Origin of the sequence: Streptomyces sp. NPDC047886, from assembly GCF_043204435.1 — a bacterium.
In the GTDB taxonomy this organism is placed as follows: Bacteria; Actinomycetota; Actinomycetes; order Streptomycetales; family Streptomycetaceae; genus Streptomyces.
In genome coordinates this window covers 20,077-42,859 of record NZ_JBIDCF010000015.1, presented here as the reverse complement: position 1 = coordinate 42,859, position 22,783 = coordinate 20,077, and the positions used below count along the sequence as shown (strand labels likewise).

Sequence of the window (22,783 nt, the reverse complement as noted above, 5' to 3'; positions counted from 1 at the left end):
CCGGGGACTCGGAGGGCCGGTGTGCTGGGTGGTCAGCGCCGGGCGGGCAGCGCGTCGGCGTCCGACATGAGGTACTGGCGCAGCCAGGCGACGGCGGCCGGGGTCATCGCCCCGGTGTCCGTCTCGTTCAGCGGCGCGGAGTCGATGTCGTGCATCGCGTCGGTGGCCGGGAGCAGCCGCATGTAGTCGCGGCTGGCGGCGTGGATCGGGCGGCCCGACGGGAGCGGCGTGAGGTCGTAGGTGGCGCCGCCCACGCAGATCCGGTCGATCCGGCAGACGAAGGTGTGGCGGGGCTGCCCGGTCCAGAACAGTTCCGGGTCGCGGTACAGGACGTACTGGCCCCGCTGGAACGTGACGGCGGGGGTGGTGCTCTGGGTGCTGTTGCGCACGGCAACTCCTGGCGGGTCAGGTGGTCCGGACTGTCCGGCTCCCAGTCACCGCCCGACCCGGCCGCCGAAGCGGTCGGCGCGGGCGGATCAGGCAGCCGTCAGGCCAGAGCCGCGAGCGGCCGGTGCGGGGCGATGACCTGGCCGTCGGGGAGCAGCTCGCCGGTGTCCTCGAAGACCACGACGGCGTTGCATAGCAGGCTCCAGCCCTGCTCCGGGTGAGCGGCCACGACGTGCGCGGCCTCCCGGTCCGGGCTGTCGGCGGTCGGGCACGCGGGGTTGTGTGTGCACAGCGAGTCCGGCAGCCGGGTGGTGCTGGCGGTCGTCGCGGTGTCGAGCGGGGTGCTGCTACGCATGGGCTCTCCTACGGGGGAAGCCCGAGATGGTCTCCCGGGCTGGAGGCGTGCGGAAGGCCGGCCGCCCGTCCTGCGGGCGACCGGCCTGGTCGAACAGCGCCAGGCGGGAGTGGAGTTGGACTTCCGTCCCGCCGTGCGGTCAGCCTCGCCGCTGCTTCTGCTGGGCGAGGTAGGCGTCCTGGAGCCGGGCGAACGACTCGTACAGGCCCTGGCCAGCGGCGCACCGCGCGCCGGGCGAGCACCTGGTGCAGGTCTCGCCGTGCGCGCGGCTGGCAGCCGCGGCCCTCATGTAGCGGTCGTACAGCGACTCAGCCACGCGAGCGCCGGCCGAAGTCGTGATCGGAGTTGGTCCGGCGGAGGTCGTCCTCCAAGCGCTTCTGGTCGGCGTCCGTCATGCCGCCACCTTCGCGTCCCGGGCCCGGTTCCGAGCGGCGCGACGCTTCATCGCCCGCCGCTCGTCCTCGGACAGCCCGCCCCACACGCCGTCGTCCTGGCCGGACTCCAGCGCCCACTGCAGGCACTGCTCCATGACCGGGCAGCGGCGGCACACCGACTTGGCCTCCTCGATCTGCAGCAAGGCGGGGCCGGTGTTGCCGATCGGGAAGAACAGCTCCGGGTCCTCTTCGCGGCAGACCGCGTTGTGACGCCAGTCCATGCCGGTCACCGCCCCTCGCGGACGCGGCGCAGGGCCTCGTCCATGATCGGGTCGGAGTCGCCGTCGTTCCGTGCGATGCTGGTAGGCATCAGGTCTCCAATCGGGTCCTGGACAGCCCCGGGGGTCTCAAGTCGCCGGGGCTGTCGCCGTATTGGCTGTCGTACGAGCAGCCACGGCCCCGGCCGCCCCTCGCGGGGTGGCCGGGGCCGTGGTCGTTCGTCCGGAGCAGGTCAGCTCGCGCGGCGCTCGGGGTGCAACGTCTTGAGCGGCACTGGCGGCGCTCCCAGCGGCGCGGCACCGACGGGCAGCTGCGCGCGGCGGGTGTCGGTGTCGCGAACCGCGGACTCGGCCGCCGCCCACTGTTCCTTGCGCAGCCGCCACAGGGGCCGGTCGTTGCCACGCTTGTCGTCCGTCGGTGCCTGCCTCTGCGCGGCGATCTGGCTGACGGCCGGGGCGACCGCGACCTTGGGCTTGCGCCGCACGGTGGTCCGGCGGCGGTGACCGGTCTCCGCGTGACCGTCCTCCAGGCGCTCCTGCCACTTCTTCACCGACACGTCGACCGTGACCAGGCGGTTGCTGCCCAGGCGGCAGCGGACGGCCGGAACCTCGAACGCGCGGCCGGTGTCGTGCGGCACGAGCTTGGGCTTCCTGGTCTGGAGGCCGGTGATCGGCACCCACGTCTCGCAGTCGGGGCAGACCAGCGACGCGCAGGCGGGGCGCAGGTCGTACTGGTGGGGCTTGAGGGTGGAGAGGGCGAGCGCCGGGCGGGCGCTGACGGTACGGGAGCGGGTCCGGCTCTTCCGGGGGCGGGCGGTGCGCTCAAGGGTCGAAGCAGACATCTGAACTCCTCATGGACGGAGCGGCAGGGGGAGCGTCGCGATGCTCTCTCCGCCCTCCGGGCCGCACGGCACAAGGCCGGCGTCCCGCAGGACAGACAGCGCACAGCGCTGCGACGTACAAGCAGTCGTCGTGCCGTCAGGCTCCGGGGGAGTTCGATGGTGCTCTCGCGTCCTACGGAGTGACCCGAGGACTACCCCGCCGCCCCGAAGGGCGGACGACTACTGCGGTCTTGCAGTGGCACAAGGGGCGTAACCCCTGCTCAACGGAGCGTTAGGGCTATCGCTATCGCCTAGTAGAGACCACGACGGGCTACCGAGTCAATAGCGATAGCTCTATTCGTGTCGATCGGTTGTGCTCGCACATCGCCGCCTGATAGAGCTAGCCCTAGAATCAGATCCCGCGTAGCACTCTGAAAGGTGGCTCCGATGCCCGTCTCGTATCGCGACATCGCCGCTGACCTGCGACAGCAGATCGGCGAGGGGCGATACATGCCGGGCGACAAGCTGCCGATGCTCACCGAGCTCCAAGCTCATTACGGCGCTGGCTACCAGACCGTGCGAAGCGCCATCTCGCTCCTGGAGCAAGAGGGTCTGGTCGTCGCGGTGCGCCGCCGAGGGACCATCGTGCGAGAGCGCCCTGAGAAGCGGCGCATCACCCGGTCCCGTCAGGTCTTCCGCGATGAGATCGGTTACTACTTCGATCAGACTGCCCAGCCGTGGGTGGCCTTGGCGCCGCCCACCCTGCGTTGGGACATCGTTCCGGTTGATCTCGCTGGCCTCATGGGCCTCCCCACCGGATCCGAAGTCCTCGTTCGTGACCGCGTGATGGGCGACCCCGAGAGCAGAATGCCGAAGCAGTTGGCGACCAGCTATTTGCCGGCCGACCTCGCTCGAGGAACTCGGCTCGCGGAGGCCGACACGGGGCCCGGAGGCATCTATGACCGCCTGGAGGAGATGGGCCACCGCCCCCTCCGCTGGAGCGAAGGTGTCTCCGCCCGGATGCCCTCGCCCGAAGAGGCGGAGGCGCTGAACCTCCCAGCCGACGTTGGCGTTCCGCTCCTGCGTGTCGTACGAGTCACGACCAGCGCCAACGGCGAGGTTGTCGAGCTGAACGACACCCGGATGAGCGCCGAGGAGTTCGAGATCGGCTACTCCATCCGACGCCACGCGAGTGCTCGACTCGCTGATGACGACGGAGATGGTGACGACGACCGCTGATAGCACCTCACGTGCCATGGTGTCCCTCCCGTCGGCTGATCTCGTGAGGGCCATCACACTCGGGCCAGGCAGGACGAACCATCACAGGGGCTTGTCGAAGCCTGTACGCACCGCCATTCACGCGTTTTCAACATCCGCGTATACATGCGATTTGCAGCCTGAGCCCTAGGCTCGCGGCCATGACGATGACGGAGGGGCAGAGGGTGGGGAAGCAGCGAGCTGGGTGGAGACCGGACCGGCTGCGGGAGCAGCGCGAGGCCCACGGCCTGACCTTGGAAAAGGCCGGTGAGCGCCTCCGGGCGGTTGCCGAGCAGGCCAAGCTCAAGGGCATTCCCGCTGCGAATCCCCAGACGTTGTGGCAGCACGAGCAGGGCGAGGTCTACCCGGGCCCGCACTACCGGCGCGCCTACTGTCTCCTCTACCGGGCTACCGAGCCCGACTTGGGTTTCCGGGCCGCTCTGCCTGGTGAGGAGACGTCCTTCAAGCTCACGCCGATGGACGACCGCCTCAACGGCTCACATGTTCTGGCTGTTGAGCGCGCGATTCATCGCATCGCGCCGGGCTCGGAGGAAGCCGACCACTTCGACTTGCAGCAGCGGATCATCGACGCGTGGAAGCGCCGGCACACGGGCGGCGACCCCCACCGCCCGGTGCTCATCCTGGTCGGCGGATTCGCCGGCAGCGGGAAGACCGAGCTCGCCCGCTTCTTCGTTCAGCTCACTGGCTGGCCTCTGCTCGACAAGGACCCGCTCACCCGCCCGCTCGTGGAACGCCTCCTGGTGGCACTGGGCGGCGACGCGAACGACCGGCACACCGATCTCTACCGGGAGAAGGTCCGGCCAGTGGAGTACGACTGCCTGATGCAGTCGGCCATGGCCAACATCAAGTGCGGCATCTCCACCGTGTTGACCGCCCCGTTCATCGCGGAGATGACAGACCCGGCCTGGATGCAGCGCCTGGCCAATCGCGCGGGCTCGATGGGTGTCGACGTCTTCCCGGTATGGGTGCGCTGCGACGAAGAGTCGATGCGCGAGTACATCGGATTCCGCTCTGCGGCCCGGGACGCGTGGAAACTCCAACGGTGGGACGAGTACATGGCCACCATCGACCTCGACCTTCGCCCGGCGGTGCCGCACCTGGTCGTCGACAACCGGCTGGGCACCGCAGTCACGCTCGCGGACCAAGCCCGGCAGGCGATGGGGGCGATGTACACGTGACCGGACGTCAGGGCGTGATCCTGTACGGCCCGCCGGCGTCGGGCAAGGACAGCGTCACCGCCGCGCTCACCGAGCTGAACTCGAAGTACGCGCAGTTCGCGCGGCTCAAGGTCGGGAGGGGCAAGTCGGCCGGCTACCGGATGGGCACAGCGGAGCAGCTGCACGAGCTCGAGGCCGCGGGCGACGTGGTCTACGCGAACGCGCGGTACGGCAACACGTATGTGATCGACCGGCCGGGCGTCGACGCGGCGTTCGCGGCCGGGGTACCTGTAGTGCACCTCGGGCAGATCGGCGGCATCCGAGCGCTGGTCGACGACTACCCGGCTGATTGGTCGGTGGTGCTGCTGTGGTGCCCGCGTGAGGCGACCGCGCAGCGATCGGCGGGGCGCGGTGACGCCGACACCACGGCGCGCCTGGCGGCGTGGGACGCGACCCGCGAGGACCTGGACACGCACCCGGGCATGGTCTGGGACCTGACCGTGGACACCACGGCGGCGACGCCGCAGGACGCGGCGCGGCTCATCGACCAGCTGCTGATGCGGCGGGCGGGAGCGGCGACGGCATGAGCGCGGGCTACGGCTGGGCGAGTCGGTCCAGGGCATCGGTGAGCGTGAGCTCGCCGTCGTCCTTGACGTCGTGCCACCGTGCCAGCGTGGTCGCGGCCGCGCGCAGCATCTCCGGCGGGAGGCCGGCGGCCGCGAGCGCGTCGGCGGCCTCGTCCAGCTCTGGGCCCCAGCGCCAGGCGCGCGCCGCCGTCTTGGCCACGTACTGCGGTTCGGACAGGTACGAGTCGGTGCGCCGCGAGGCGACCTCGATGAGCTCCTGGTCGACGCCGTGCTCGCGCGCCATTCCGACCGCGAGCGCCACCAGGACCCGCGACGTCTTCTGGAAGCTGGCGTACGACAGTTTCAGCGCGGACGCCTTGCCGACCTCCGTGCCCAGCACCTTCGTCCGCACTGCGGTGCCCGCGAAGAGGGCCTCGATCCGCGCGGTCGTATCGGCGGGACCGGAGACATACAGCGTTGGGGTTTTCCCGCGAACCGGCGGGGAGCCCACGACGCCGCCGTCCACGACGATCGATTCCGGTTCGAGCAGCGTGGTGATCCTCTTTGTCCGCTCGGGGTTGATGGCGTTTGCCTCTACGAACACCCCAGTGAAGCCGTACTCGGCAACGTCGTGGGCCAGGTCCTCGGCGGCGGCTGGCGGGCAAAGGCTGATGACGATGTCGCTGCGGTCCAGCAACTCGGGCAGCACGGCCACCGGCGTCAGGCCGAACTGCTCGGCGCGCGCTGCGGAGGCGGCGCTGCGCCCGGCCTCGCACCAGAGGACCTCGGACGCGTTCACCGCGGCGCAGGCGGCGACGGCGGCGCCCATGCTGCCGGGGTGGAGGATGCCGACTGTCGGCTGGTCCACGGTGCTACTCCGTCTCGTTGAGCAGGATGGTGATGGCGTCGGTGACGTCGTCGACGACGTGGTGCGCGGCGGGAAGGTCGTCCGGCCATGGACGGCCGCGAAGCCAGATTGTGCGCAGGCCGGCCTGGAGGCCGCCGCCGATGTCCCCGGCCGGGTTGTCACCAACCATCCAGCCGCCATCCAGGAGGTTCGCGCCGCAGCGAGCGGCTGCGAGTTGGAAGAGGCGCAGGTCCGGCTTGCGAATCTCCAGGTCTCCCGAGACCGCAACACCGTCGACCAGGTCGGCAAGGCCGGTCGCGGCGAGTTTGGCGCGCTGGATGTCGCCGGCCCCGTTGGTAATGATGCCGATCGTCCACGCGGCCGCGCGCAGTCGGGTCAGGCCCTCGAGGACCTCTGGTCGGCAGGTGACGATGGCAGCCATGAAGTCGACGTACTCCTGCCACAGCTGCTCGGCGGGAACCTCCAGGTCGAAGGCTTCTTTCAGCCGGGCGAAGTCGGCGGCATTCGCCCGGTCGGCCAGCTCGCTACGCAACCACTGTTCGGCGTCCGGAGCGAGGTCGTGCGTCTGGCACAGGCCGGTCACAGCGTCGCTGAACGCCGCCTGACGGTCGGCCAGCGTGCCGTCCAGATCGAAAAGCGCGAGGCGGGACATGGGCACGGACCCTACCGGGCCTGGCGTAGAACACAGTTCGCGGTAACAACGCATCCTGCTCCGAGATCACGTAGTGTATCTTTTCTCGATACGTTGCCTGAGATGGAGGCTGGAATGCCGGATCCAATGCGTCGAGTCGATGCCTTCATGGATGCCGACACGCTTCCGCCGCCTCGCGTTCGGCAGCAGCTGCGCCGCGCCGGAGGACTCACTCAGGCGGAACTCGCTGAGGCCCTGGGCGTTCAGCGTGTCGCGGTCGCACGGTGGGAGGCAGGACTTACCCAGCCCCATCGCAACAATCGCCTGAAGTACGCCGCGTTCCTTCGCCAGCTAGCCGAGGAACACCCGGCCGCTGTACAGGAGGTGCTGGGTGAGGACTAACCTCCCGCCCGGTTTCGGGTACGCCGACTCCACCTTCGATTTCGAGGGGGTCGGGGTGACGTAACCGCCACCGGCCGCGCGCGCCAGAAGGCGGACTGACAATCCACCGGCCTCGCGCGGCCCTTCATTCCCGACCGGGCTTGACACCCCAGTCGGCTGCTCAGTCCCGGTTGACGCCGGTCCTGGGCTTCGGCTCATCGAGCCACTTCTTCACCTAGCAAAACCCCGCCTGACAAGCGGGTCAGGCCCCTTTGACAAGGGCCACCGAGCAAGACCCCGGTCGCTGACAACGGCCGGCGTATCGCCCACCGCGGGGCCTCTGTGACAGGGGGCCCTGCGGTTCACCAGAACCGAGACGAGAGGAGGAATCTCCCCCCACCGCCGGCCGTGAGGCCGTGGTGGTGCTGGTCCTGTGTGTGCCCGCTCCTCACGGAGGGGGCGCGCCCACCCATCTGCTGAGACATGCACCCGGCGATACGCCGAGTGATACAGAGAGGCGGTCGTTCTCATAGTGCCCGAGAGTGGTGTCCCCTGTCAGCTTGGCCATGTCCGTTTCACCCCGGTTCAGGCGAGGTGGCCTTCCCATGTGACGGGATCGGCGTACGGTTCCTCCCTCTTCGTACGGTTCGTACCGGAAGTTGGATTTCCGGTAGGAAGCTACAAGCACGGTGCTTTCGGAGCGGTCTCGTCGGGCCCGGTCGCGGCACCCGCCGACCGGCTCGTGCACCCGCTCACGGACGTCGTCCACAACTCCGTCGAGAGGAGCGTCCTCGCAGGCGGCTTCCCGCGTGGCGGGACGCGACCTGAAGTTGTTGCCCGCCGCGCGGGAGTGACGGGGGCAATCGGGGCTCGCTGGCCTCTGTCCACAGGCCGCCTCGTGCAGGCTCGGCGGATGGATCAAGAAGCGCGCGTTTTGCCTGTTGAGGGGGGTGTCCGCTCTGGCGTGTACACCAGCCGGATGACGACACAGGCGATCTTCACCGCCACGGCCGGGACGGTGGGCCGATGAGCGGCACGGCGGCACCGGCCGTCGCGCTGATTCCTGCCCCGCGTCCGTCGCTCGACGACGCGGTCTCCGTGCTGCCCGCGACGTTGTACGTGCCGGAGGCGTTCCAGTGGCTGACGACGTCGACGGGGCGGATCGCGCTGGACGGCTACTCCTGGATGCAGGCGGTCCACTGGGTCGCCGGATCCGGGCTGTACGAGCCGCGCCGCTACCGGTCGCACGGGCCGCGCTCGTTCGGGCCGACGACGGTGCGCGTCGCCCAGGAGCTGGCGGAGCTGTTCCCGTGCCGTCCGGGGATCGAGTACCTGGTGCGCCGCACCGGGTTGTCGGAGCGGTCGGTGGAGTACCACCTGGGGATGCTGCGGGAGGCCGGGCTGCTCGCGTACGTCGTGCGAGGCACCCGGGTCCGCGGTGCGGCGGCGCAGGCGTCGGAGTTCGCGCGGATGGTGCCGGTGGAGTTCGACGTGGCGCTGGGCGTGCGTACGGCCGGTGAGGGCACCGGGCGGCGGATGACGGGGATTGCGGAGGCCGGCCGGGAGCTGATGGCGGCGCTGGCGAAGAAGGCGGCTCGCAAGGTGCGCAAGCGGCGGGCGAAGTCGTCCTCGAAGGCCCCGTCGAAGGGTGCCCGGAGGGGTGCTGGCCAGGGTGCTGTGACGGCTGTTTCGGATGAGGTCCGTTGCACCCCAATGGGGGGTAGTTCCCGCAGTGTTTCTTCTGCGGGTACTACTTCCTTCCCCTCTGAGAGCAAGCTCGCAAGCGGGCAGAGCAAGTCCCCCACCCCGAAGAAGGTCAAGCGCGGCCGCCGGAAGCTCAACAGCGTCGGGCGCCGTTTCCAGCTGGCCTCGGAGCTGATCCGTCGGGTGCCGTGGATGGGCCGTGCTGCGGTGCCCCGGATCGCCTGGATCCTCAAGGACGTTTCCGACGCGGGCTGGACGGCCGATGAGGTGATCGCGTTCCTGGACCTGGGCGAGGCCCCGGGCACCGTGCACCGGCCGTCCGGGTTCCTTGCCGGTCGGCTGAAGGGGGCGGTGGCGCTGTGGCCGCACGCCGAAGGGCGGGCCCGCGCCGTCCAGGCGTACCGGGACTCCCGCCGCGCTGAGAAGGCCCGTCACCAGGAGTGGGAGGGCGACTGGACGCCGCCACGCAGCGAGTCCGTTCGCCGCCTGGTCGCCGATGCGCTCACCCCGAAGCAGCCGCAGTACGACCTCCCGGACGACCACCAGAACGTGGGCGAGACCGGCCCCGACGTGCCCAGCGAGGAAGCGCTCACGGAGCTCCGGGCCACGGCCTGGCAGGAGTTCATGCTCGGCAGGCCCGACCAGGTCATCACGACGCTCGACACCCTCGGCCCGGCCGGCGCTGAGGAGATCTACGGCGCTGACCTGGTGCAGCGCGTACGCAAGCTGCTCAGCAGCACCAACCACATGACCGTCGCACGCCGGTAGGAGGCCGTGATGACCGAAACCCTGAACACCACCAGCAGCAGCGAGCAGCCGGCCCCGGAACTGTCGGGCGTCGACCTGGCCCGGGTCGCACTGCACCAGGCGCGCGAGGCCGCCAAGGCCCGCGGCGAGTCCGGCACCCGCAAGACGAAGCGCCGTACCGGGGCGACGGTGCGGCGCGACGGCCGGGAGCCGACCGGGTTCGCCGCCGTGCTCCAGGGCCTGATGGCCGACCGGGCCTGGGACATCCCGGCCGCCGGCGGAAGCATCCTGGACCAGTGGCCGGACATCGCGGCCGGCCTCTCCCCGAAGCTGGCCGCGCACGTCCAGGCGGTCGCCTTCCACGCGGAGACCGGCCAGCTGGACCTGCGCCCGGACTCACCCGCGTACGCCACCCAGCTGCGCCTGATCACCTCCCGGATCGTCGCCGCGGCGAACGACGCGGTCGGCACCCAGGCGGTCCGCACCGTCCGCGTCCTGGCCGCCGGCGCCACGGCCCCGGCGCCGCGCGAGACAGCCACCGCACCGACGCCCGCGGCCGCCCCCGAGATGCCGGTGAAGACCCGGGAGAAGGCATCGCCCGGCTACCACCAGGCGCTCGCCGCCCACCAGGCCGTCACGCCTGCCCGGCGGGTCGACCCGGCCATCTCCGAGGCGGTTGAACGGCAGACCCGGGCGATGCGCGAACTCAGCCGCCGCGCCTTCCCGGATCCCGAGCCGGACCCGGACGGCGGCCCGAGCCAGCTCGAGACAGCCCGTGCCCAGCGGCGGCGGGAAGCCGACGCCTCCCATGCGGCCGCGCTGCGCATGGCGCGCCAGGAGCGGGCGGCCAGGGCCGCGGGCCATGAGACGCCGGTGGTCCGGAAGTCGGCATGAGGAAGATCAAAGGGGTGCCGATGCGTAGGCTCTCGGGGATGAGCGGTCGGTCGCAGGAGTGGCAGGCATGATCAGCCGTCTGCACCTGGCTCCGGGCCCAAACCGGGTGGGGTGCTGGGACGAAGGAGGGACTTCGGTGGTCGAGCAGACGCCCTACGGGACCGAACCGGGTGGGGACGATCTGGCGCTGATCGCCTTGCACCATGCGAAGCGTGCCGCCCGGGCGCATAGGGGCCGCACGGCTCGCAGAGGGTGGCGGCCTCAGCTTCGGGCGGGAAGTCCGCGCCCCGTCTCCCTCGCCGTCACGATGGCGGAGGTGGCCGAGCTCTACGGCTGGCCTCCACCGGAGGACACGACGATCATCAGGCGGTGGCCCACACTCGGTGGAGTCCTCGCCGACAAGCTGATCGCTGTGAGCTTCGATGCGGCCTCCGGAACTCTGAGCCTGCGCGGGAAGTCCGTGGCCTGGTCCACCCACGGCCGCCTGATGGCGGACCGGATCGTGCAGGACGTGAACGAGGCCCTCGGACGCAACGCCGTGTCCAAGGTCGTCATCCTGCCGCCCGAGCCCGCAGGCTCGCCCGCGCCGGTGCCGGCCCCGGCATGGGTGCCGCACGCCTTCGCGGCCGCCGCTCGGGCCCCGCACGAGGACGCGCGGCTCGCCGACATCGTCCGCCAGCTGGCCGGGTCGGCTCCGCATGAGCCCATGCACCTCTTCCCGGTCGGCAGCGAACAGCCCGACGCTCCGCCCCTGGCCGACGTCGTGCGGGCCAAGGCGGCGGCAAGGGCCCGAGCCGACCGTAACCGGCTGTCCTGAAGTCGCACGGCAGCTCCCTGCGCCGTCGCTACGCTGGACGCCGCTGAGCATCAGGACCCGCTGGCCGGGCCGACGTGGAGGAGACCCGTGACCACCGACGACACCCCGACCTCGCAGCCTCCCCACGACCTGGAAGCAGAAGCGACCGTCCTGCGCGCGATGCTGCGCTCCACCGAGGCCATCGCCGACGTCGTCGAACTTCTCCATCCCGAGGACTTCTACCGCCGCGCCCACGGCCGGATCTACCTGGCGATCCTGGAGGTCTACGTCCGCGACGAGGACCCGGACATGCGCAGCGTCGCCGACCAGCTCGCCAAGCGCGACGAGCTCGCCGACGTCGGCGGCCACGTCTACCTGCAGAAGCTGGCCGGCACTCCCACGGCGAAGGACTCCTGGGTGAAGGCGGCCAGCACCGTCCAGGGCATGGCGGTGCTGCGCCGCATGATGGTGGCCGCCGCCCGCATCGAGGACCTCACCACCGATGTCACCGCCGAGACCGTCGACCGCCTCATCGACACCGCCGAGGCCGAGATCTTCGCCGCCACCAACCGCAGCCGCTTCCGGATCCCGCAGTCCCGCCCGCTGGGCGACGTCATGGAAGGTGCCCTGGACGAGATCGAGGCCATCGGCCGGCGTCCCGGCGAGACCGCCGGGATCCCCACCGGCTTCAGCGACCTCGACGCCCTGACCGGCGGCCTCTACCCTGGCCAGCTCATCGTCATCGCCGGCCGCCCGACCATGGGCACCTCCACCCTCGCTCTGAACCTGCTGCGCTCCGCGGCCGTCAAGCACAACCTGCCCGCCGCCTACTTCGCGCTGGAGTCCCGCCGCACCGACATCACCATGCGGCTCCTGGCCGCCGAGGCCCGCGTCGCCCTGCACCACATGCGCTCCGGCACCATGACCGACGACGACTGGACCCGCCTCGCCAAGCGGATGCCCGCGGTCTCCGGAGCCCCGCTCTACCTCCAGGACGACCCCTACGCCAACTTCACCGAGATGCGCGCGCACTGCCGACGCCTGCACCGCCAGCACGGCCTGAAGCTCATCGCCGTCGACGACCTGCAGCTGCTCAACTACGGCACCCGCCCCCTCGGATCCCGCTACCAAGAGGTCTCCGAGATCGCCCGCAGCCTGAAGAACCTGGCCAAGGAACTCGAGATCCCCGTCATCGCCGTCTCCACCCTCAACCGCGGGCCCGAACAGCGCACCGACAAGATGCCCTACCTCAGCGACCTGCGCGATTCCGGCGCCCTGGAGGACAACGCCGACCTCGTCATCCTCATCCACCGCGAAGAGATGTGGGAGAAGGACTCACCCCGCGCCGGCGAAGCCGACCTGATCGTCGCGAAGCACAGGTACGGGCCCACCGCGACCATCATCACGGCCTTCCAAGGCCACTATGGGCGCTTCGTCGACATGGCACAGGACTGACCCTGCTCCAGGCGGCGTCGCCGAGCCAACGTGGCGCTGTGCCGTTTCCAGTGGAACCGGTTCGCCGGGGGAGTCCCTCTTTACGGCGTAAAGAATCTGATGGCCGGGCACCCAGGGGCACGTGGCTATCCCCAGTCGCGCAGGTTCCGTTTCAGCTCGTTGAACCGTGCGGCCCGGCGAGGGGTTCCGCTCGCGTCCGGTGCGCTTCCGAGGGCGAGGACGGGATCGGTGACCTGGTAGGTCACCCGGTAGGACAGGACGTCCAAGGCGGTCTCCAGCCATTCCTCCGCGCGGCGAGGCGGTGCCATGGGCCCGAGCGCCGTCGTGAACCACACGGGCAGGAGGTCGGTGCCGGTGAGCGCGTCGGACAGCCGGCTGCGCAGGCGTACCCGTAGCTGGGTCCGCGCACGTTGGCCGGCCTCGATGACAGCGGCCGACTGTGCACGGCGGGCGTTGTCCGCGGCCTGCTCGGCTTGGGCGCCCCGAGCGCTCTCAGCCAGTCGCCCGATCCGTTCCTGACCCTTGTGGGCCTCGACGGCGGCCTTGGTGAACGCCTGCTCGGCCTTCTTGCGGCGCGGGTCGCCGGCCTCCGTGGAGGCCAGGACGGCCGCGGCTTCACGGACGGTGGAGCGGTGCCCGGCCAGCGCCTGCCGCGCCTGCTGGTAGTGGGTGATCCGTAGCTGGAGGACGTTGCGCTGGTGCGCCGACAGGAGCGCTTCCTCGGCGGCGAGCCCCTCCTCGACGGCGAGACCGAGCCCTCTCAGCTTCCCTCCGCGGTCGACGTCCAGGTCGACGACGACGGCGCCCTCGGCCTGCCGCAGGTGCCGCTCCAGCGCGCTCACCCGCGTGGCCAGCCTCTCCAGCCCCGTCTCCGTCTCGGAGATCGACTCCTCCAGCTCCTCAGAGCGGGCTTCGGCCGTCTCCTTGGCTTCCTGCAGATCCGACTCAAGGGTCTCCAGGCGCCGCGTGGTGCTGCGCTCACCATCCTCCAGGCGTTCCACCGTCTCCTCGATGTCGGACAGCTTCGACGTGAGGTTCGAGATGGCGTAGTCGGTGTTGCGTTCGAAGGTGTCCTGGCTGCGCTTGAGCGCATCGATGCGGCAGCGCTGCTCCTCGCCCAGGTCCAGTGAGTTGTAGCCGCTCACGCCTTCGCCTTCCCCGCGCCGTCCCCGCCCGCTTCGCTGGCCAGGCCGTAGGCGCCGGCCCAGCACAGCAGAGGCAGAAGCCACACCCACCATGGCAGCACTCCGAAGGCGAGCAGAGGCACCGCGACGCTGGCGATGCCCAGCACGGCGGCGGCGTGCCGCAGCTGCCGGTGCTTGCCCGGCAGGGGCTTGTGCCCGGCCGTGTAGAACGCGGAGGTCCCGATCAGCTGCACCACCGCAAGGAGGCTCCACCCGCCGCTGATCCAGCCGACTCCGGCGGCCACGCACAGCAGCACCGCACACGCCGCGTGGGCCCACAACGCCACCGTGAACGACTTGGTGCTCACCTCAAGGTGAGGCTGCTCCAACCGGGCCGGCACCTGCGCCTCGTACTCGAGCAGCGCGTTGCCCGCCTGCACCAGGCGTGCGAAGGCGGCTGGGTACTGCGGGTCGTCCTCGTCCAAGCGGTCGAGACCCTGGAGAGCCGAAGTGATCTCGGCCTGCAGCCCCGTGACCTCCTGGGCTATCTCCTCGTGAAGCTCGGCCACCGGTCCCCCTCCTCTGCGCCTACGGGACATCTCCCGCCTGCCGGCCGCGAAACCGGTTGACCGTACCGGCCGCCACCCGCCCCGCGCCGCGACTTCACCGGAGGTGGCCGGATTGCAGCGCTCGATGACTGACCTCCCGTTTGGCGCCGGGCTCGCGCTGGGGAGTTGGTCGGCTGGCTGGGATGCCGCGCGCCCCCGGCGACCACCGGCACGCGCAGCCCGAGCACGCACCGGCTCTTTCGGCATTCCGCTGGATCTGATCACGGACGGCGGCTGACTCGGCTTGGATGGTGCTCGGTATGGAGTCGCCGGGTGGAGTCAAGGGGGCCGAGGTTCGTGGTGTTCAAACGTTCCGGGAGCGCGACGCGGCTGTTGTGGAACGCGGTGGCGAGCAGGCCGTCCCGGTTCCTTGGAGCGCAGCGGCGCCGGGACTGGGTGCTGTACCGGTGGGAGACGGAGTTCGGGATCGTCGTGCTCGCCCACGGGGTTGGCGATGAGGTGGGGATGACGTTCCCGGGCCTGGCCCTGCTGCGCGAGCTGGCCGAGGACGCCGTGGCCCTGGCCGTGGTCGAAGCCGACTACGGTCCTCCTGACGGACCGAGCCTGGAGGCGATCGACGCCGCCGGCCCGGACAAGCACTACGGCACCACCTGGCACCGCCTGGAGCGGGTGCTCGGCATGCCCGCCCCCTACTGGCATTCGAATCTGCGCGACCCCGAGCTGATGATGGCCTGGAAGCCCGGCGCGCCCGCCGTGCAGATGCCGGCCGTCGTCACTCCGGACCCGGCGCCGCTGCTGCGCCTGGCCGCGGAGGAACCCGACGGCTCCCATCCGGCCGCGGCCGCGCTCGAGACCGCACGGCGCGCCCTGTGGGACTGCGCGGACTCCGCACACAGGGAGATCACCGAGTACGTCGATGCCAGCGACAACGTCGCGTCCATCGCGGTGGCCGCCCGCCCCGTCATGCCGCACCCGCCCCAGCCCATCGCCGAGGAGATCTTGCGGGATGGCTGGAGGAGCATCCTGCACCGCACCGACGTCCTCGCCACCCAATGCGCCCGCCTGGGACACGTCCTGGGCGCCACCCGGTACTTCCCCGGCTCGTGCAAGGTCACCGTGGACCCGTCCTCCTGCGTCCAGGCCGGTCAGTGGGCGTCCCGACTGCAGGCCAGCCCTCGTACCGCGCTCGCCCCGTACCTCGGCGACGACCAGGAGCAGGACATCCTCGTCGACCCGGTGACCGACATGCCCGCCGTGCGGACCGGCGACGTCATCGAGACCATCACCCCGCACCGCCTGCCGGCCCACTCACCGCTCGCCACTCTGACCATCGGCCCCGGCCACAACTCGGTATGGGTGACCACCCAAGACGGCACGGTGTTCCCCGCACCGCAGATCGGCGGCGGCTACACCTACGGGTACGCAGGCGGCGGCCCGGTCGCACTGGCCAGGCTCATCGGCCTGCTCCTGGACGACATCACCCATACCGCCCCCGGCCACGACGGACAACTGCCGCCGGACCGTCTGCGGCACGCCGTCGAACAGGACTGGAAAGGCCGCACTCCTCCTTTCACACTGACCCGGGCAGAACTCCAAGCACTACGCGACGGGTGATCCACGAGAGCTGACACGCCGGAGCCGATGACGGGGAATGACTCCGTCGGCTCACTCGCCGAGCTGCTGTGCCTCACGCCGGAGAGGGCAGGTGAGCGGGAGAACGCGTTCGGTCAGCTGCCCGGCGAGGTGGGTGTCGGTGAGGGCGGCATCGGTGAGCCAGTCCGCTGCGGTGAGCTGGTCGACCATCTGCTGCAGCTCCCCGGAATTGACGGGAACCCAGGCGGCGAGAGCGGTCAGGGCGATGCCCTGGCCGCCGGCACCGAGGCGTCCCGAGGCGTCGGTCTGGGTGGCCAGCGTCAGGGCGAGCAGCCGGGTTGCGGCGCGTCACTGCCTGGTCGCCATCCGTGGAACGACCGTACGGCGCGCCCGGGCCCGAGCGGGCGCGATCCGTGAAGTCCCGCCACCCCAACCGTGATGGCGGCGGCCGCCGATAGACACTGACCTTGTAGGTTCCTTCGGCGTAGCGTGACGGGTACACGCCTGGTACACCGTGCATCGCGGTGCGTACCGACAAGGGGGAATCGTGCAGGCAGGGACCGTGCTGGACGGCCGCTACCGGTTGATCGAACCGATCGGCGCAGGCGGATTCGGGCAGGTCTGGAAAGCGCACGACCCCAAGGTCGACCGTCATGTGGCGGTCAAAGTCCTCACCGAGGACGGCAGTGAGGGCAACGAACGGCAAGCGGCCCGCTTCGCCCGCGAGGCCGCGGTCGCCGGCGGCTTGTCCCACCCGCACATCGTCACCGTGCACGACTTCGGCTCCGCGATGCACGACGGGCGCCTGTACGCCTACCTTGTCATGCAGCTGCTCCCCGGCAAGCCCCTCAGTGCCGTCCTGGAAGCCGGACGGCTGCCACTCCCTGACGCTCTGCGTACGGCGGCCTGTGTCGCCGACGCCCTGGGCACCGCGCACGAGACGGGCCTGACCCACCGGGACATCAAGCCCTCCAACATCATCGTCCACCCCAACGGCACAGCTACAGTCGTGGACTTCGGTATCACCAAGGGCAGCGACGAGCGGCACGACATCACCACCAGTGGCGTCCTGATCGGAACCCCGGCCTACATGGCACCTGAGTGCTTCAGCGGCAACTTCGACCACCGCTCCGACCTGTACTCGCTCGGGTGCGTGCTCTACGAGATGATCACCGGGCAGCGGCCCTTCACCGGAACCTCCTGGCACCTGATCAACCAGCATCTCAACGAACAGCCGGCTCCCCTGCTCAAACTGCGACCGGCCATCCCGCCGGAACTGGCGAAGCTCGTCACGAGACTCCTGGCCAAGAACCCCGACGACCGCCCAGCCGATGCCTTCGCGGCCATGCTGGCCCTCCGCGGAATCGAACGGCGGTACTACGACGGGGACTCACCCAGCCGCGGCCCCGACAGATACGTCCGATCCGCCGTGACCCCCTGGCTCGCAGCCCACGGCGCGATCAAAGGGCTTCGTCTCACCGACCCGAGACCCTGCCCGGCCTGTGCCTCCATGCGCAGTGCGCACGGCGCCGCAGACTGCGATGCCTGCCAAGGGGTTGGCGAGGTCTTTGTTGAGACCACTCACCGGGTCCGGTTTCCCCCAGGAGTCCGGGCGGGGCAGCGACTGCGCCTCAGAGGACTGGGATGGCCTGGAAGGAATGGTGGGGAGACGGGCGACCTCTTCGTCGTCGTGCGGATCGAGGTGTAGCCGCACCTGTTACGGCGTCGACGCAGGCACCGCGGCTATCAGGACGTTTGCACTTTCACGGGCGTGGGTTCCAAGGAGTCGAGGAGCTGGCCGAAGGTGATCTTCTCGTCGTCGTAGCCGAAGGTCATGGCGGCGGCGAGTGCCTCCCATCGGTCGGTGCTGCGCCCACAGTGGTCCAGCAGGATCTTCAGGGCGACGTCGGGTTCGTGGTTGGCGAGGACTTCGTCGGCGGGAATCTGGCGTAGGTGTTCCAGGGTGCGGTAGCGGGACTTGATGACAGCGCGGTAGACCTCGGAGCGGGAGAGGATCTCCCCAGTGGCGGGGGAGTCGAGCCAGGACTGCAGGACGGCCGCAGGGTCGGGGTGCTTGCCGAGTTCGTCGTCGTCCACCAGCCGCACCACACCGTCGTCCTCGTCTTCGGGTACCGGGACGGCGGCCGCCGCGGCCAGGAACCAGTCGGGGCCGCCGGCCTTCTCGGCGATCCAGGCCAGTTCGGCGGGGTGCAGCCCGTTCAAGACGTCCGCGACGGCGGTGTGCGGGGTGTGCGGGTTGGCGGCGAGGACGGTCAGGGCCTGGACCCGGCGGTGCTCGGAGTGGCGTTCCAGGAGCCGGGCCGGGCGGTCGTGGTCGGGGTCGGTGTTGTCGAGGACGCGGATCAGGGTCCGGCTCGGCTTGGGGGAAATGACGGCCGGCGGATCCAGCCGGGCGAGCTGGGCGCAGGCCCCGGCGAGGTGGTCGGGGTTGGCGCTGAGGAGGGCCAGGTCCTCGGCGAGACGCAGGACGCGGCCGTCGAACTCGTAGTCGCTCTCCTGCTTCTCGGACCAGGTGAGCAGCTGGCCACGGGTGACGAGAGCGTCGGCGGCAGCGTGCAGCTGGTCGGCGGCGAGGTCGGCCAGGCGCGGGTTGTTGCGGACGCGGTCGACGATGTGGTGCAGGGTCCGACGGGCGGTCACCTGCGGGTTGGGCAGGTCGGCCAGTTCCGGCAGGCACAGGGCCGGAAGGCAGGCGCGCAGCAGGTCCTCGCTGAGCGCGGGCGCCGGGTCGACGGGCAGTTCCTCACCATCAGGGTCGGCGGCGCGGAGGCGGGCGTCCTCGAGGGCCTGCGTCTCGGCCTGGTCCAGCAGCAGGTGCTGGACAGCCGCCCCGAAATCGGGGTGCGCGGTGAGCTGCGCCCACCGCTGGGGGCAGCGGGCCAGCATCGCCCAGCAGGCGCGGCCCCCCAGCTCCAGCGACCAGTCCTTCGAGAACGCGGACACCGCCTCCCAGCCCTCTTCGGGCTCCGGGTGAAGGAGGTACGCGGCGAGCGGGGTGAGGCAGGCTTCCAGGACGGCGTCGAACAGTTCCGGCGGCACGGGCGGGGCCGGCGCAGTGTCCTTGGTGCGGGTGTAGCGGTCGGGATCCCAGTCCCGGACGACCTGTTCCACCTCATGGTCGGGCAGGCGGGGCAGGAGCGCGATGGCCGCCTCGACCTGGCCGGGGTGCCGTGCCAGCGCGGAGATCAGCCCGGCCCAGGCCCGGCGGTGCCGCAGGATGGCGGGCACGTCGGCGGCGGTCACCGTGCCGTCGGATGCCAGGGCGGCCAGCGTCTTCTCGTCGGCGTGCACCAGGAGCCGGCCGCGCAGCCGCTTGGCAGAGGTCCGGGCCAGTAGCGCGGGCAGCGCGGCCTTGAGGGCTTCCTCCCGCCACCGGTCGGCCTGGGCGTCGAAGCCGTCCGGCGTCGTCGTCGGAGTACACAGGGCTTCGATCACCGTCTTGAGGGCTTCCTTGGGCAGGTCCTCGCTCATCGCGAGCTCCCGCCACAGCGGGTACGTACGGGCGTTGACCATCCTCGGATCCCCTCCCACACCTGACCCGGCGTCACTGCCTGGTCGCCATCCGTAGAAGCGACCGTACGGCGCACCCGGGCCCGAGCGGGGCGTGATCCACGAAGTCGCCTCGCCCTCATGCGCTGCGCCCGGCCCCTGCGAGGGCGCGGCGGGTCAGGAGCGCGGAATGAGTTCGGGCATCGAGGAGGCGGCCGTCTGGGGCCACATCACCGCGTCGGGGACCCGGCTGTGACCGGCATGGCCGTGTTCTGCCTGGTGGGCGGCCTGGACGCGGTCCAGGAGTGCGGTCAGGGCAGGCGGCTCGAAGGTCGCTCGGCTGCCTCCGGTGAGTTCGTGGATCAGGGCACTGAGGCCGTCGCAGCCGAAGGTGCGGTGGGCGTAGTCGATCGCGGCGAGCACCAGGGCCTGGCAGGCGGTCATGTTGGCGGCCGCCACGGCGCTCAGGGCCCGGCGGGTGAGGTCGTCGTCGTCCAGGGTGAGGCGGCCGCAGTCGCAGAACCCCATGCGCTGGGCCAGAGCGAGGGATTCCTCCTGGGGGAGCAGATCGGCGATGGCGTCGACGGCGACGAGACCGAAGTCGAGCGCGACCTGGTAGGCGTGATGGCACACGGCCGGGTCGGCAGCGAACTCGCCGGTCAGCGGAGCGTGCGGGCGGGTGACAACCGGCGGCCGCGGTGCGCGGCGGCGAGAGCGTGAGGACGGCATACCGCGTTCAACAGATCCGACGTGCGGACCGACACCGTTGCTTCCCCCGCTTGGCCCACCGCACACACCCCGCCCGTCTCGTTGAGTAGCTGGACGGGCCTGGCGCGGGTCCTGGGAAAGGAAGTGGTGACGTGGCAGTCAGCCGTACGAGGAAAAAGAAGAAGAACCAGAATCGGGCCACCCCTGTGTGGGAGGGCCGCAGCGTCTACGCCTTGGGGGAGGAAGCAGCCGCGGCCGGTGGCCCGTCGCGCAGGAATGTGGCGGTGGGACATCGGGCAGCCGAGGCCGACCGCGTGTGGTTCGAGCGGAACGCCGGCGCCTCGGTGCGCGTACGTGAGGCCCTGCCCGGCGAGTGCGACCACCGCGCGTTCGGCCCCGAGCCCCTCGCCCCGAATCAGAAGATCGCCGTAGTGGTGGTGCAGGCCGTCCCCGGGCGCCGCACCCGCATCCCGTTCACGGTCGTCACCACCCCGACGGCCGGTGCTGCGATCTCCCCTCAGCAACTCGAGGAAGTCCGGGCCGAGTGGGAGAGCGGCGACCAGACTGCACCCGTGATGAATCAGGACGGCCGGCTTGTCGACATGCTCGCTCTGATGCGAGCCCTCCCGGCAAGGGGCTGACACCTCGCGCGGCAACAGCGTCGTTCGGCTGGGTCCCGCTCTCCTGACCAGCGCCCCTGCAGGGCGGCCTGATGGGGCCGTGCGACGACGGCCGCCGGCTCATCCTGCATCGGCTGTATGTGCTGCGCCGCCAGGGATCACGATGTGCGCGGAGCTCTTCGGTCTGATCACAACTGTGGGTGGTCACCGATATCCTCACCGTCATGGGCCTCGACGATGCGATAGATGCCGCCCGGCGTAGGGCTGAATTCATGGACATCCAGCAACGCCAGGAAGCTGACCGGCAGGATCGGGAACGTAAGGAAGCCGCCGAGCTCTTGGCCGAGGCAGTCCGGAGGCTGGCTCCCTACGGGAGCGGAACCTACGCCAGGATGCGCCGTTCCGCGTTCGGTCGATACCGCGGTCCTGGCGGCCACCGCTACACCGAAGCCCAGCGGCAGCGCTGCTGGCTCCTGGTCTCCCGCGAGAGCACACACCCGCAGACCGGGCAGTGGTACGACTCGCCGATCCTGCTTCTGGAGAACGCCACCGCCGTGCAGGTGTGGCTGGACTTCCAGAGCACGGAGCCCGATCAGTACATCTCCTCGCTGGAACCGATGGCTGTCGGCCGCGACGGCGCCTTCCTGACGCTGGGGGAAACGAATGGGAAGGGGTGGGTGGACGAGCTCAAGGATCGCCTGGCCCGGGCCGTAGTCCGTTACGAACGCGGCCAGTGACACGTTCTGCCCTGATTGTCTTCCCCACGCGGCGGGCGTTCAGAGTGAGGCCGTCCGCGCGTCACCGCCGAAGGGACGCGGACAGGCGTCGGCCCTCCCGTGGGGAGGTCGGGAGGGACGGCGCGCAAGGTGACCTGGGGCGCCAGGTCGGCGACCTCAGCTCGAGGATCACCGCTGGTGGCAGCATTGCACTGGTTTCAGCCACACAACAGCGTCATGACTGAATTCGGCGCCCCGCAATAGAATGGGTACGGGTACGTACCCGTACCCTGCCTGCGTGAGGGAGTCCGATGATGCCTGACGCCAATGTCCGCATTCCCGAAGAAGCCCGCGACCGGCTCGCCGCCATAGCCGCAGCGGAGGGCATGTCGCTGCGCGCCTACCTGGCCCGGCTCGCCGAAACCCTCCTCACCCCGGACGAGCGTGCCGCGCGGGCCGAGCAGGCCCGGGCCGCGTTGAAGGAGTGGAACGGCTACGCGCCCACCCGAGCTGAGGAGCAGGACCTCGACAACGAGCTGGACCGCCGCCTGGCCCAGGCGGCCGCCCGGTGAGCGACGCCATGCACATCGTCCTGGACGACATCGCGATGGCCGCGGCCGGCCAGGGCAACGTCCTCGCCTCCCGCCTCATCCACCGTGCCCACGCCCAGGCCGGCTGGTACCTGTACGCCCCCACGTGCGCGCTCGTCGAAGCCGACCGTGCCCGAGCGGGCACCGCGGAGCACCTGGCCGCGCTGCCGGGCATCATCGTGCTCGACCTGGACCTCCCGGCCGCCCTGGCCGTGGCCCGGCATGAGACCTGGACGGCGGCACACTGCCAGTACGCAGCCCAGCCGACTCCGGACCGCCCCGACGGAGCGATCATCGCCACCACCGTCCCCGACCGGTGGACCGGCGAGCCGGTCCGCGTCCTCGACCTGACACCCTGACCCTGCAGCCGGATTACCCGCCGGCGCCAAGGCGGGCCCGGCGGGTCTGGACAAGGCGGTGCCAGCGGGCGCGGACGGCGTCGGCCCCGTCGAGCCACTGCGCCGTGGAAAGGCCGGGCAGGGGGAGGCGGCCCATGTAATGGGCGATGTCGGCGTAGTAGGCGTAGTCGCCGGTTCGGGCGAGTTCGTGCAGGCGGTCGATGACGGCACGGACCTTGTCCTGCTCGCCGAGGACGGAGTGGTGGAACGCGAGCGCAAGACGGGCCAGGCGGCTGATGGCAGCCTGGCCCAAACCCATGCCG

The 22,783-nt window shown here is 70.5% G+C and carries 27 protein-coding genes; 14 read left to right on the top strand and 13 right to left on the bottom strand.

What is annotated here, in order from left to right; all coding sequences use genetic code 11:
* Positions 1–32: 32 nt before the first annotated feature.
* The 5 genes from ACGF5U_RS30690 to ACGF5U_RS30670 all read right to left on the bottom strand — a co-directional run bounded on the left by ACGF5U_RS30690 (position 33) and on the right by ACGF5U_RS30670 (position 2,236).
* Positions 33–389, bottom strand: coding sequence for a hypothetical protein (locus tag ACGF5U_RS30690; protein WP_392718054.1), 357 nt, complete (start codon positions 387–389; stop codon positions 33–35).
* A gap of 98 nt (positions 390–487) precedes the next feature.
* Positions 488–679: a DUF5999 family protein gene (locus ACGF5U_RS30685; protein WP_392718135.1), complete on the bottom strand. Its 192-nt coding sequence runs from the start codon at positions 677–679 to the stop codon at positions 488–490.
* A gap of 202 nt (positions 680–881) precedes the next feature.
* Positions 882–1,031, bottom strand: a complete 150-nt coding sequence (locus tag ACGF5U_RS30680; RefSeq protein WP_392818952.1) for a hypothetical protein — start codon at positions 1,029–1,031, stop codon at positions 882–884.
* Between the two features lie 102 nt (positions 1,032–1,133).
* Positions 1,134–1,397 (bottom strand): WhiB family transcriptional regulator, encoded by a 264-nt coding sequence (locus ACGF5U_RS30675; protein ID WP_392718058.1) that lies wholly within the window; start codon positions 1,395–1,397, stop codon positions 1,134–1,136.
* 230 nt (positions 1,398–1,627) lie between these two features.
* Positions 1,628–2,236, bottom strand: a complete 609-nt coding sequence (locus ACGF5U_RS30670) for a hypothetical protein (RefSeq protein ID WP_392718060.1) — start codon at positions 2,234–2,236, stop codon at positions 1,628–1,630.
* Between the two features lie 426 nt (positions 2,237–2,662).
* Between ACGF5U_RS30670 and ACGF5U_RS30665 the strand changes: the two genes are divergently transcribed.
* The 3 genes from ACGF5U_RS30665 (at position 2,663) to ACGF5U_RS30655 (ending at position 5,237) form a co-directional block, all read left to right on the top strand.
* A complete protein-coding gene (locus ACGF5U_RS30665) occupies positions 2,663–3,454 on the top strand; it encodes a GntR family transcriptional regulator (protein ID WP_392718062.1) in 792 nt (263 codons plus the stop codon).
* Positions 3,455–3,633: 179 nt separating this feature from the next.
* The gene (locus ACGF5U_RS30660; protein WP_392718064.1) at positions 3,634–4,671 is read left to right on the top strand and encodes an AAA family ATPase; all 1,038 of its coding nucleotides are present in this window, start codon (positions 3,634–3,636) and stop codon (positions 4,669–4,671) included.
* Positions 4,668–5,237 (top strand): guanylate kinase, encoded by a 570-nt coding sequence (locus ACGF5U_RS30655; RefSeq protein ID WP_392718066.1) that lies wholly within the window; start codon positions 4,668–4,670, stop codon positions 5,235–5,237. Before ACGF5U_RS30660 ends, ACGF5U_RS30655 begins: the two co-directional genes overlap by 4 nt.
* 7 nt (positions 5,238–5,244) lie before the next feature.
* Here ACGF5U_RS30655 and ACGF5U_RS30650 read toward each other — a convergent pair whose 3' ends face one another.
* Positions 5,245–6,084, bottom strand: coding sequence for a DUF1932 domain-containing protein (locus ACGF5U_RS30650; RefSeq protein WP_392718068.1), 840 nt, complete (start codon positions 6,082–6,084; stop codon positions 5,245–5,247).
* A 4-nt stretch (positions 6,085–6,088) separates the two neighbouring features.
* The gene (locus ACGF5U_RS30645) at positions 6,089–6,736 is read right to left on the bottom strand and encodes an HAD family hydrolase (RefSeq protein WP_392718070.1); all 648 of its coding nucleotides are present in this window, start codon (positions 6,734–6,736) and stop codon (positions 6,089–6,091) included.
* A 102-nt stretch (positions 6,737–6,838) separates the two neighbouring features.
* On the opposite strand from ACGF5U_RS30645, the gene ACGF5U_RS30640 reads away from it, so the two are divergent.
* The 5 genes from ACGF5U_RS30640 (at position 6,839) to dnaB (ending at position 12,692) form a co-directional block, all read left to right on the top strand.
* Positions 6,839–7,117 (top strand): helix-turn-helix domain-containing protein, encoded by a 279-nt coding sequence (locus ACGF5U_RS30640; RefSeq protein ID WP_392818950.1) that lies wholly within the window; start codon positions 6,839–6,841, stop codon positions 7,115–7,117.
* Positions 7,118–8,122: 1,005 nt separating this feature from the next.
* Positions 8,123–9,568 carry a winged helix-turn-helix domain-containing protein gene (locus tag ACGF5U_RS30635; RefSeq protein WP_392718072.1) on the top strand — a complete coding sequence of 482 codons (1,446 nt, stop codon included), beginning with the start codon at positions 8,123–8,125 and terminating at the stop codon, positions 9,566–9,568.
* A 9-nt stretch (positions 9,569–9,577) separates the two neighbouring features.
* Entirely contained in the window at positions 9,578–10,441 is an 864-nt protein-coding gene (locus ACGF5U_RS30630; protein WP_392718074.1) for a DciA family protein, read from the top strand.
* A 316-nt stretch (positions 10,442–10,757) separates the two neighbouring features.
* Complete coding sequence (locus ACGF5U_RS30625; protein WP_392718076.1) at positions 10,758–11,258, top strand: hypothetical protein; 501 nt, start codon at positions 10,758–10,760, stop codon at positions 11,256–11,258.
* Between the two features lie 87 nt (positions 11,259–11,345).
* The gene (gene dnaB, locus ACGF5U_RS30620; protein ID WP_392718078.1) at positions 11,346–12,692 is read left to right on the top strand and encodes a replicative DNA helicase; all 1,347 of its coding nucleotides are present in this window, start codon (positions 11,346–11,348) and stop codon (positions 12,690–12,692) included.
* 125 nt (positions 12,693–12,817) lie between these two features.
* Here the strand turns inward: dnaB and ACGF5U_RS30615 are convergent, their stop codons facing one another.
* Both ACGF5U_RS30615 and ACGF5U_RS30610 read right to left on the bottom strand, forming a co-directional pair.
* Positions 12,818–13,837, bottom strand: coding sequence for a CopG family transcriptional regulator (locus ACGF5U_RS30615; protein WP_392718080.1), 1,020 nt, complete (start codon positions 13,835–13,837; stop codon positions 12,818–12,820).
* Positions 13,834–14,385: a hypothetical protein gene (locus tag ACGF5U_RS30610; RefSeq protein WP_392718082.1), complete on the bottom strand. Its 552-nt coding sequence runs from the start codon at positions 14,383–14,385 to the stop codon at positions 13,834–13,836. Before ACGF5U_RS30610 ends, ACGF5U_RS30615 begins: the two co-directional genes overlap by 4 nt.
* 336 nt (positions 14,386–14,721) lie before the next feature.
* On the opposite strand from ACGF5U_RS30610, the gene ACGF5U_RS30605 reads away from it, so the two are divergent.
* Positions 14,722–15,999 carry a hypothetical protein gene (locus ACGF5U_RS30605; protein WP_392718084.1) on the top strand — a complete coding sequence of 426 codons (1,278 nt, stop codon included), beginning with the start codon at positions 14,722–14,724 and terminating at the stop codon, positions 15,997–15,999.
* Positions 16,000–16,050: 51 nt separating this feature from the next.
* Here ACGF5U_RS30605 and ACGF5U_RS30600 read toward each other — a convergent pair whose 3' ends face one another.
* Positions 16,051–16,188 (bottom strand): hypothetical protein, encoded by a 138-nt coding sequence (locus ACGF5U_RS30600; protein WP_392718086.1) that lies wholly within the window; start codon positions 16,186–16,188, stop codon positions 16,051–16,053.
* Positions 16,189–16,525: 337 nt separating this feature from the next.
* Between ACGF5U_RS30600 and ACGF5U_RS30595 the strand changes: the two genes are divergently transcribed.
* Positions 16,526–17,686, top strand: a complete 1,161-nt coding sequence (locus tag ACGF5U_RS30595; RefSeq protein WP_392718088.1) for a protein kinase — start codon at positions 16,526–16,528, stop codon at positions 17,684–17,686.
* A 38-nt stretch (positions 17,687–17,724) separates the two neighbouring features.
* Here the strand turns inward: ACGF5U_RS30595 and ACGF5U_RS30590 are convergent, their stop codons facing one another.
* Both ACGF5U_RS30590 and ACGF5U_RS30585 read right to left on the bottom strand, forming a co-directional pair.
* On the bottom strand, positions 17,725–19,512 hold the full coding sequence (locus ACGF5U_RS30590) for a hypothetical protein (protein ID WP_392718090.1): 1,788 nt from the start codon (positions 19,510–19,512) through the stop codon (positions 17,725–17,727).
* A 153-nt stretch (positions 19,513–19,665) separates the two neighbouring features.
* Positions 19,666–20,121, bottom strand: a complete 456-nt coding sequence (locus ACGF5U_RS30585) for a hypothetical protein (RefSeq protein ID WP_392718092.1) — start codon at positions 20,119–20,121, stop codon at positions 19,666–19,668.
* Positions 20,122–20,348: 227 nt separating this feature from the next.
* Between ACGF5U_RS30585 and ACGF5U_RS30580 the strand changes: the two genes are divergently transcribed.
* From ACGF5U_RS30580 to ACGF5U_RS30565, 4 genes are all read left to right on the top strand, one after another.
* Entirely contained in the window at positions 20,349–20,837 is a 489-nt protein-coding gene (locus ACGF5U_RS30580) for a hypothetical protein (RefSeq protein WP_392718094.1), read from the top strand.
* A gap of 179 nt (positions 20,838–21,016) precedes the next feature.
* Positions 21,017–21,553, top strand: coding sequence for a hypothetical protein (locus ACGF5U_RS30575; RefSeq protein WP_392818948.1), 537 nt, complete (start codon positions 21,017–21,019; stop codon positions 21,551–21,553).
* Positions 21,554–21,846: 293 nt separating this feature from the next.
* A complete protein-coding gene (locus ACGF5U_RS30570) occupies positions 21,847–22,104 on the top strand; it encodes a hypothetical protein (protein WP_369181019.1) in 258 nt (85 codons plus the stop codon).
* Between the two features lie 8 nt (positions 22,105–22,112).
* Entirely contained in the window at positions 22,113–22,481 is a 369-nt protein-coding gene (locus ACGF5U_RS30565; RefSeq protein ID WP_392718139.1) for a hypothetical protein, read from the top strand.
* 13 nt (positions 22,482–22,494) lie between these two features.
* Here ACGF5U_RS30565 and ACGF5U_RS30560 read toward each other — a convergent pair whose 3' ends face one another.
* Complete coding sequence (locus ACGF5U_RS30560) at positions 22,495–22,779, bottom strand: hypothetical protein (protein ID WP_392718098.1); 285 nt, start codon at positions 22,777–22,779, stop codon at positions 22,495–22,497.
* Positions 22,780–22,783: the final 4 nt, after the last annotated feature.

What these genes read in the sequence shown, in the direction of transcription:
- ACGF5U_RS30680 (WP_392818952.1), bottom strand. Translation starts at nt 1,031, where the DNA reads ATGAGGGCCGCGGCTGCCAGCCGCGCGCACGGCGAGACCTGCACCAGG.
- ACGF5U_RS30675 (WP_392718058.1), bottom strand. Translation starts at nt 1,397, where the DNA reads ATGGACTGGCGTCACAACGCGGTCTGCCGCGAAGAGGACCCGGAGCTG.
- ACGF5U_RS30670 (WP_392718060.1), bottom strand. Translation starts at nt 2,236, where the DNA reads ATGTCTGCTTCGACCCTTGAGCGCACCGCCCGCCCCCGGAAGAGCCGG.
- ACGF5U_RS30665 (WP_392718062.1), top strand. Translation starts at nt 2,663, where the DNA reads ATGCCCGTCTCGTATCGCGACATCGCCGCTGACCTGCGACAGCAGATC.
- ACGF5U_RS30660 (WP_392718064.1), top strand. Translation starts at nt 3,634, where the DNA reads ATGACGATGACGGAGGGGCAGAGGGTGGGGAAGCAGCGAGCTGGGTGG.
- ACGF5U_RS30645 (WP_392718070.1), bottom strand. Translation starts at nt 6,736, where the DNA reads ATGTCCCGCCTCGCGCTTTTCGATCTGGACGGCACGCTGGCCGACCGT.
- ACGF5U_RS30640 (WP_392818950.1), top strand. Translation starts at nt 6,839, where the DNA reads ATGGAGGCTGGAATGCCGGATCCAATGCGTCGAGTCGATGCCTTCATG.
- ACGF5U_RS30635 (WP_392718072.1), top strand. Translation starts at nt 8,123, where the DNA reads ATGAGCGGCACGGCGGCACCGGCCGTCGCGCTGATTCCTGCCCCGCGT.
- ACGF5U_RS30630 (WP_392718074.1), top strand. Translation starts at nt 9,578, where the DNA reads ATGACCGAAACCCTGAACACCACCAGCAGCAGCGAGCAGCCGGCCCCG.
- ACGF5U_RS30600 (WP_392718086.1), bottom strand. Translation starts at nt 16,188, where the DNA reads ATGGTCGACCAGCTCACCGCAGCGGACTGGCTCACCGATGCCGCCCTC.
- ACGF5U_RS30590 (WP_392718090.1), bottom strand. Translation starts at nt 19,512, where the DNA reads ATGGTCAACGCCCGTACGTACCCGCTGTGGCGGGAGCTCGCGATGAGC.
- ACGF5U_RS30570 (WP_369181019.1), top strand. Translation starts at nt 21,847, where the DNA reads ATGCCTGACGCCAATGTCCGCATTCCCGAAGAAGCCCGCGACCGGCTC.
- ACGF5U_RS30565 (WP_392718139.1), top strand. Translation starts at nt 22,113, where the DNA reads ATGCACATCGTCCTGGACGACATCGCGATGGCCGCGGCCGGCCAGGGC.
- ACGF5U_RS30560 (WP_392718098.1), bottom strand. Translation starts at nt 22,779, where the DNA reads ATGGGTTTGGGCCAGGCTGCCATCAGCCGCCTGGCCCGTCTTGCGCTC.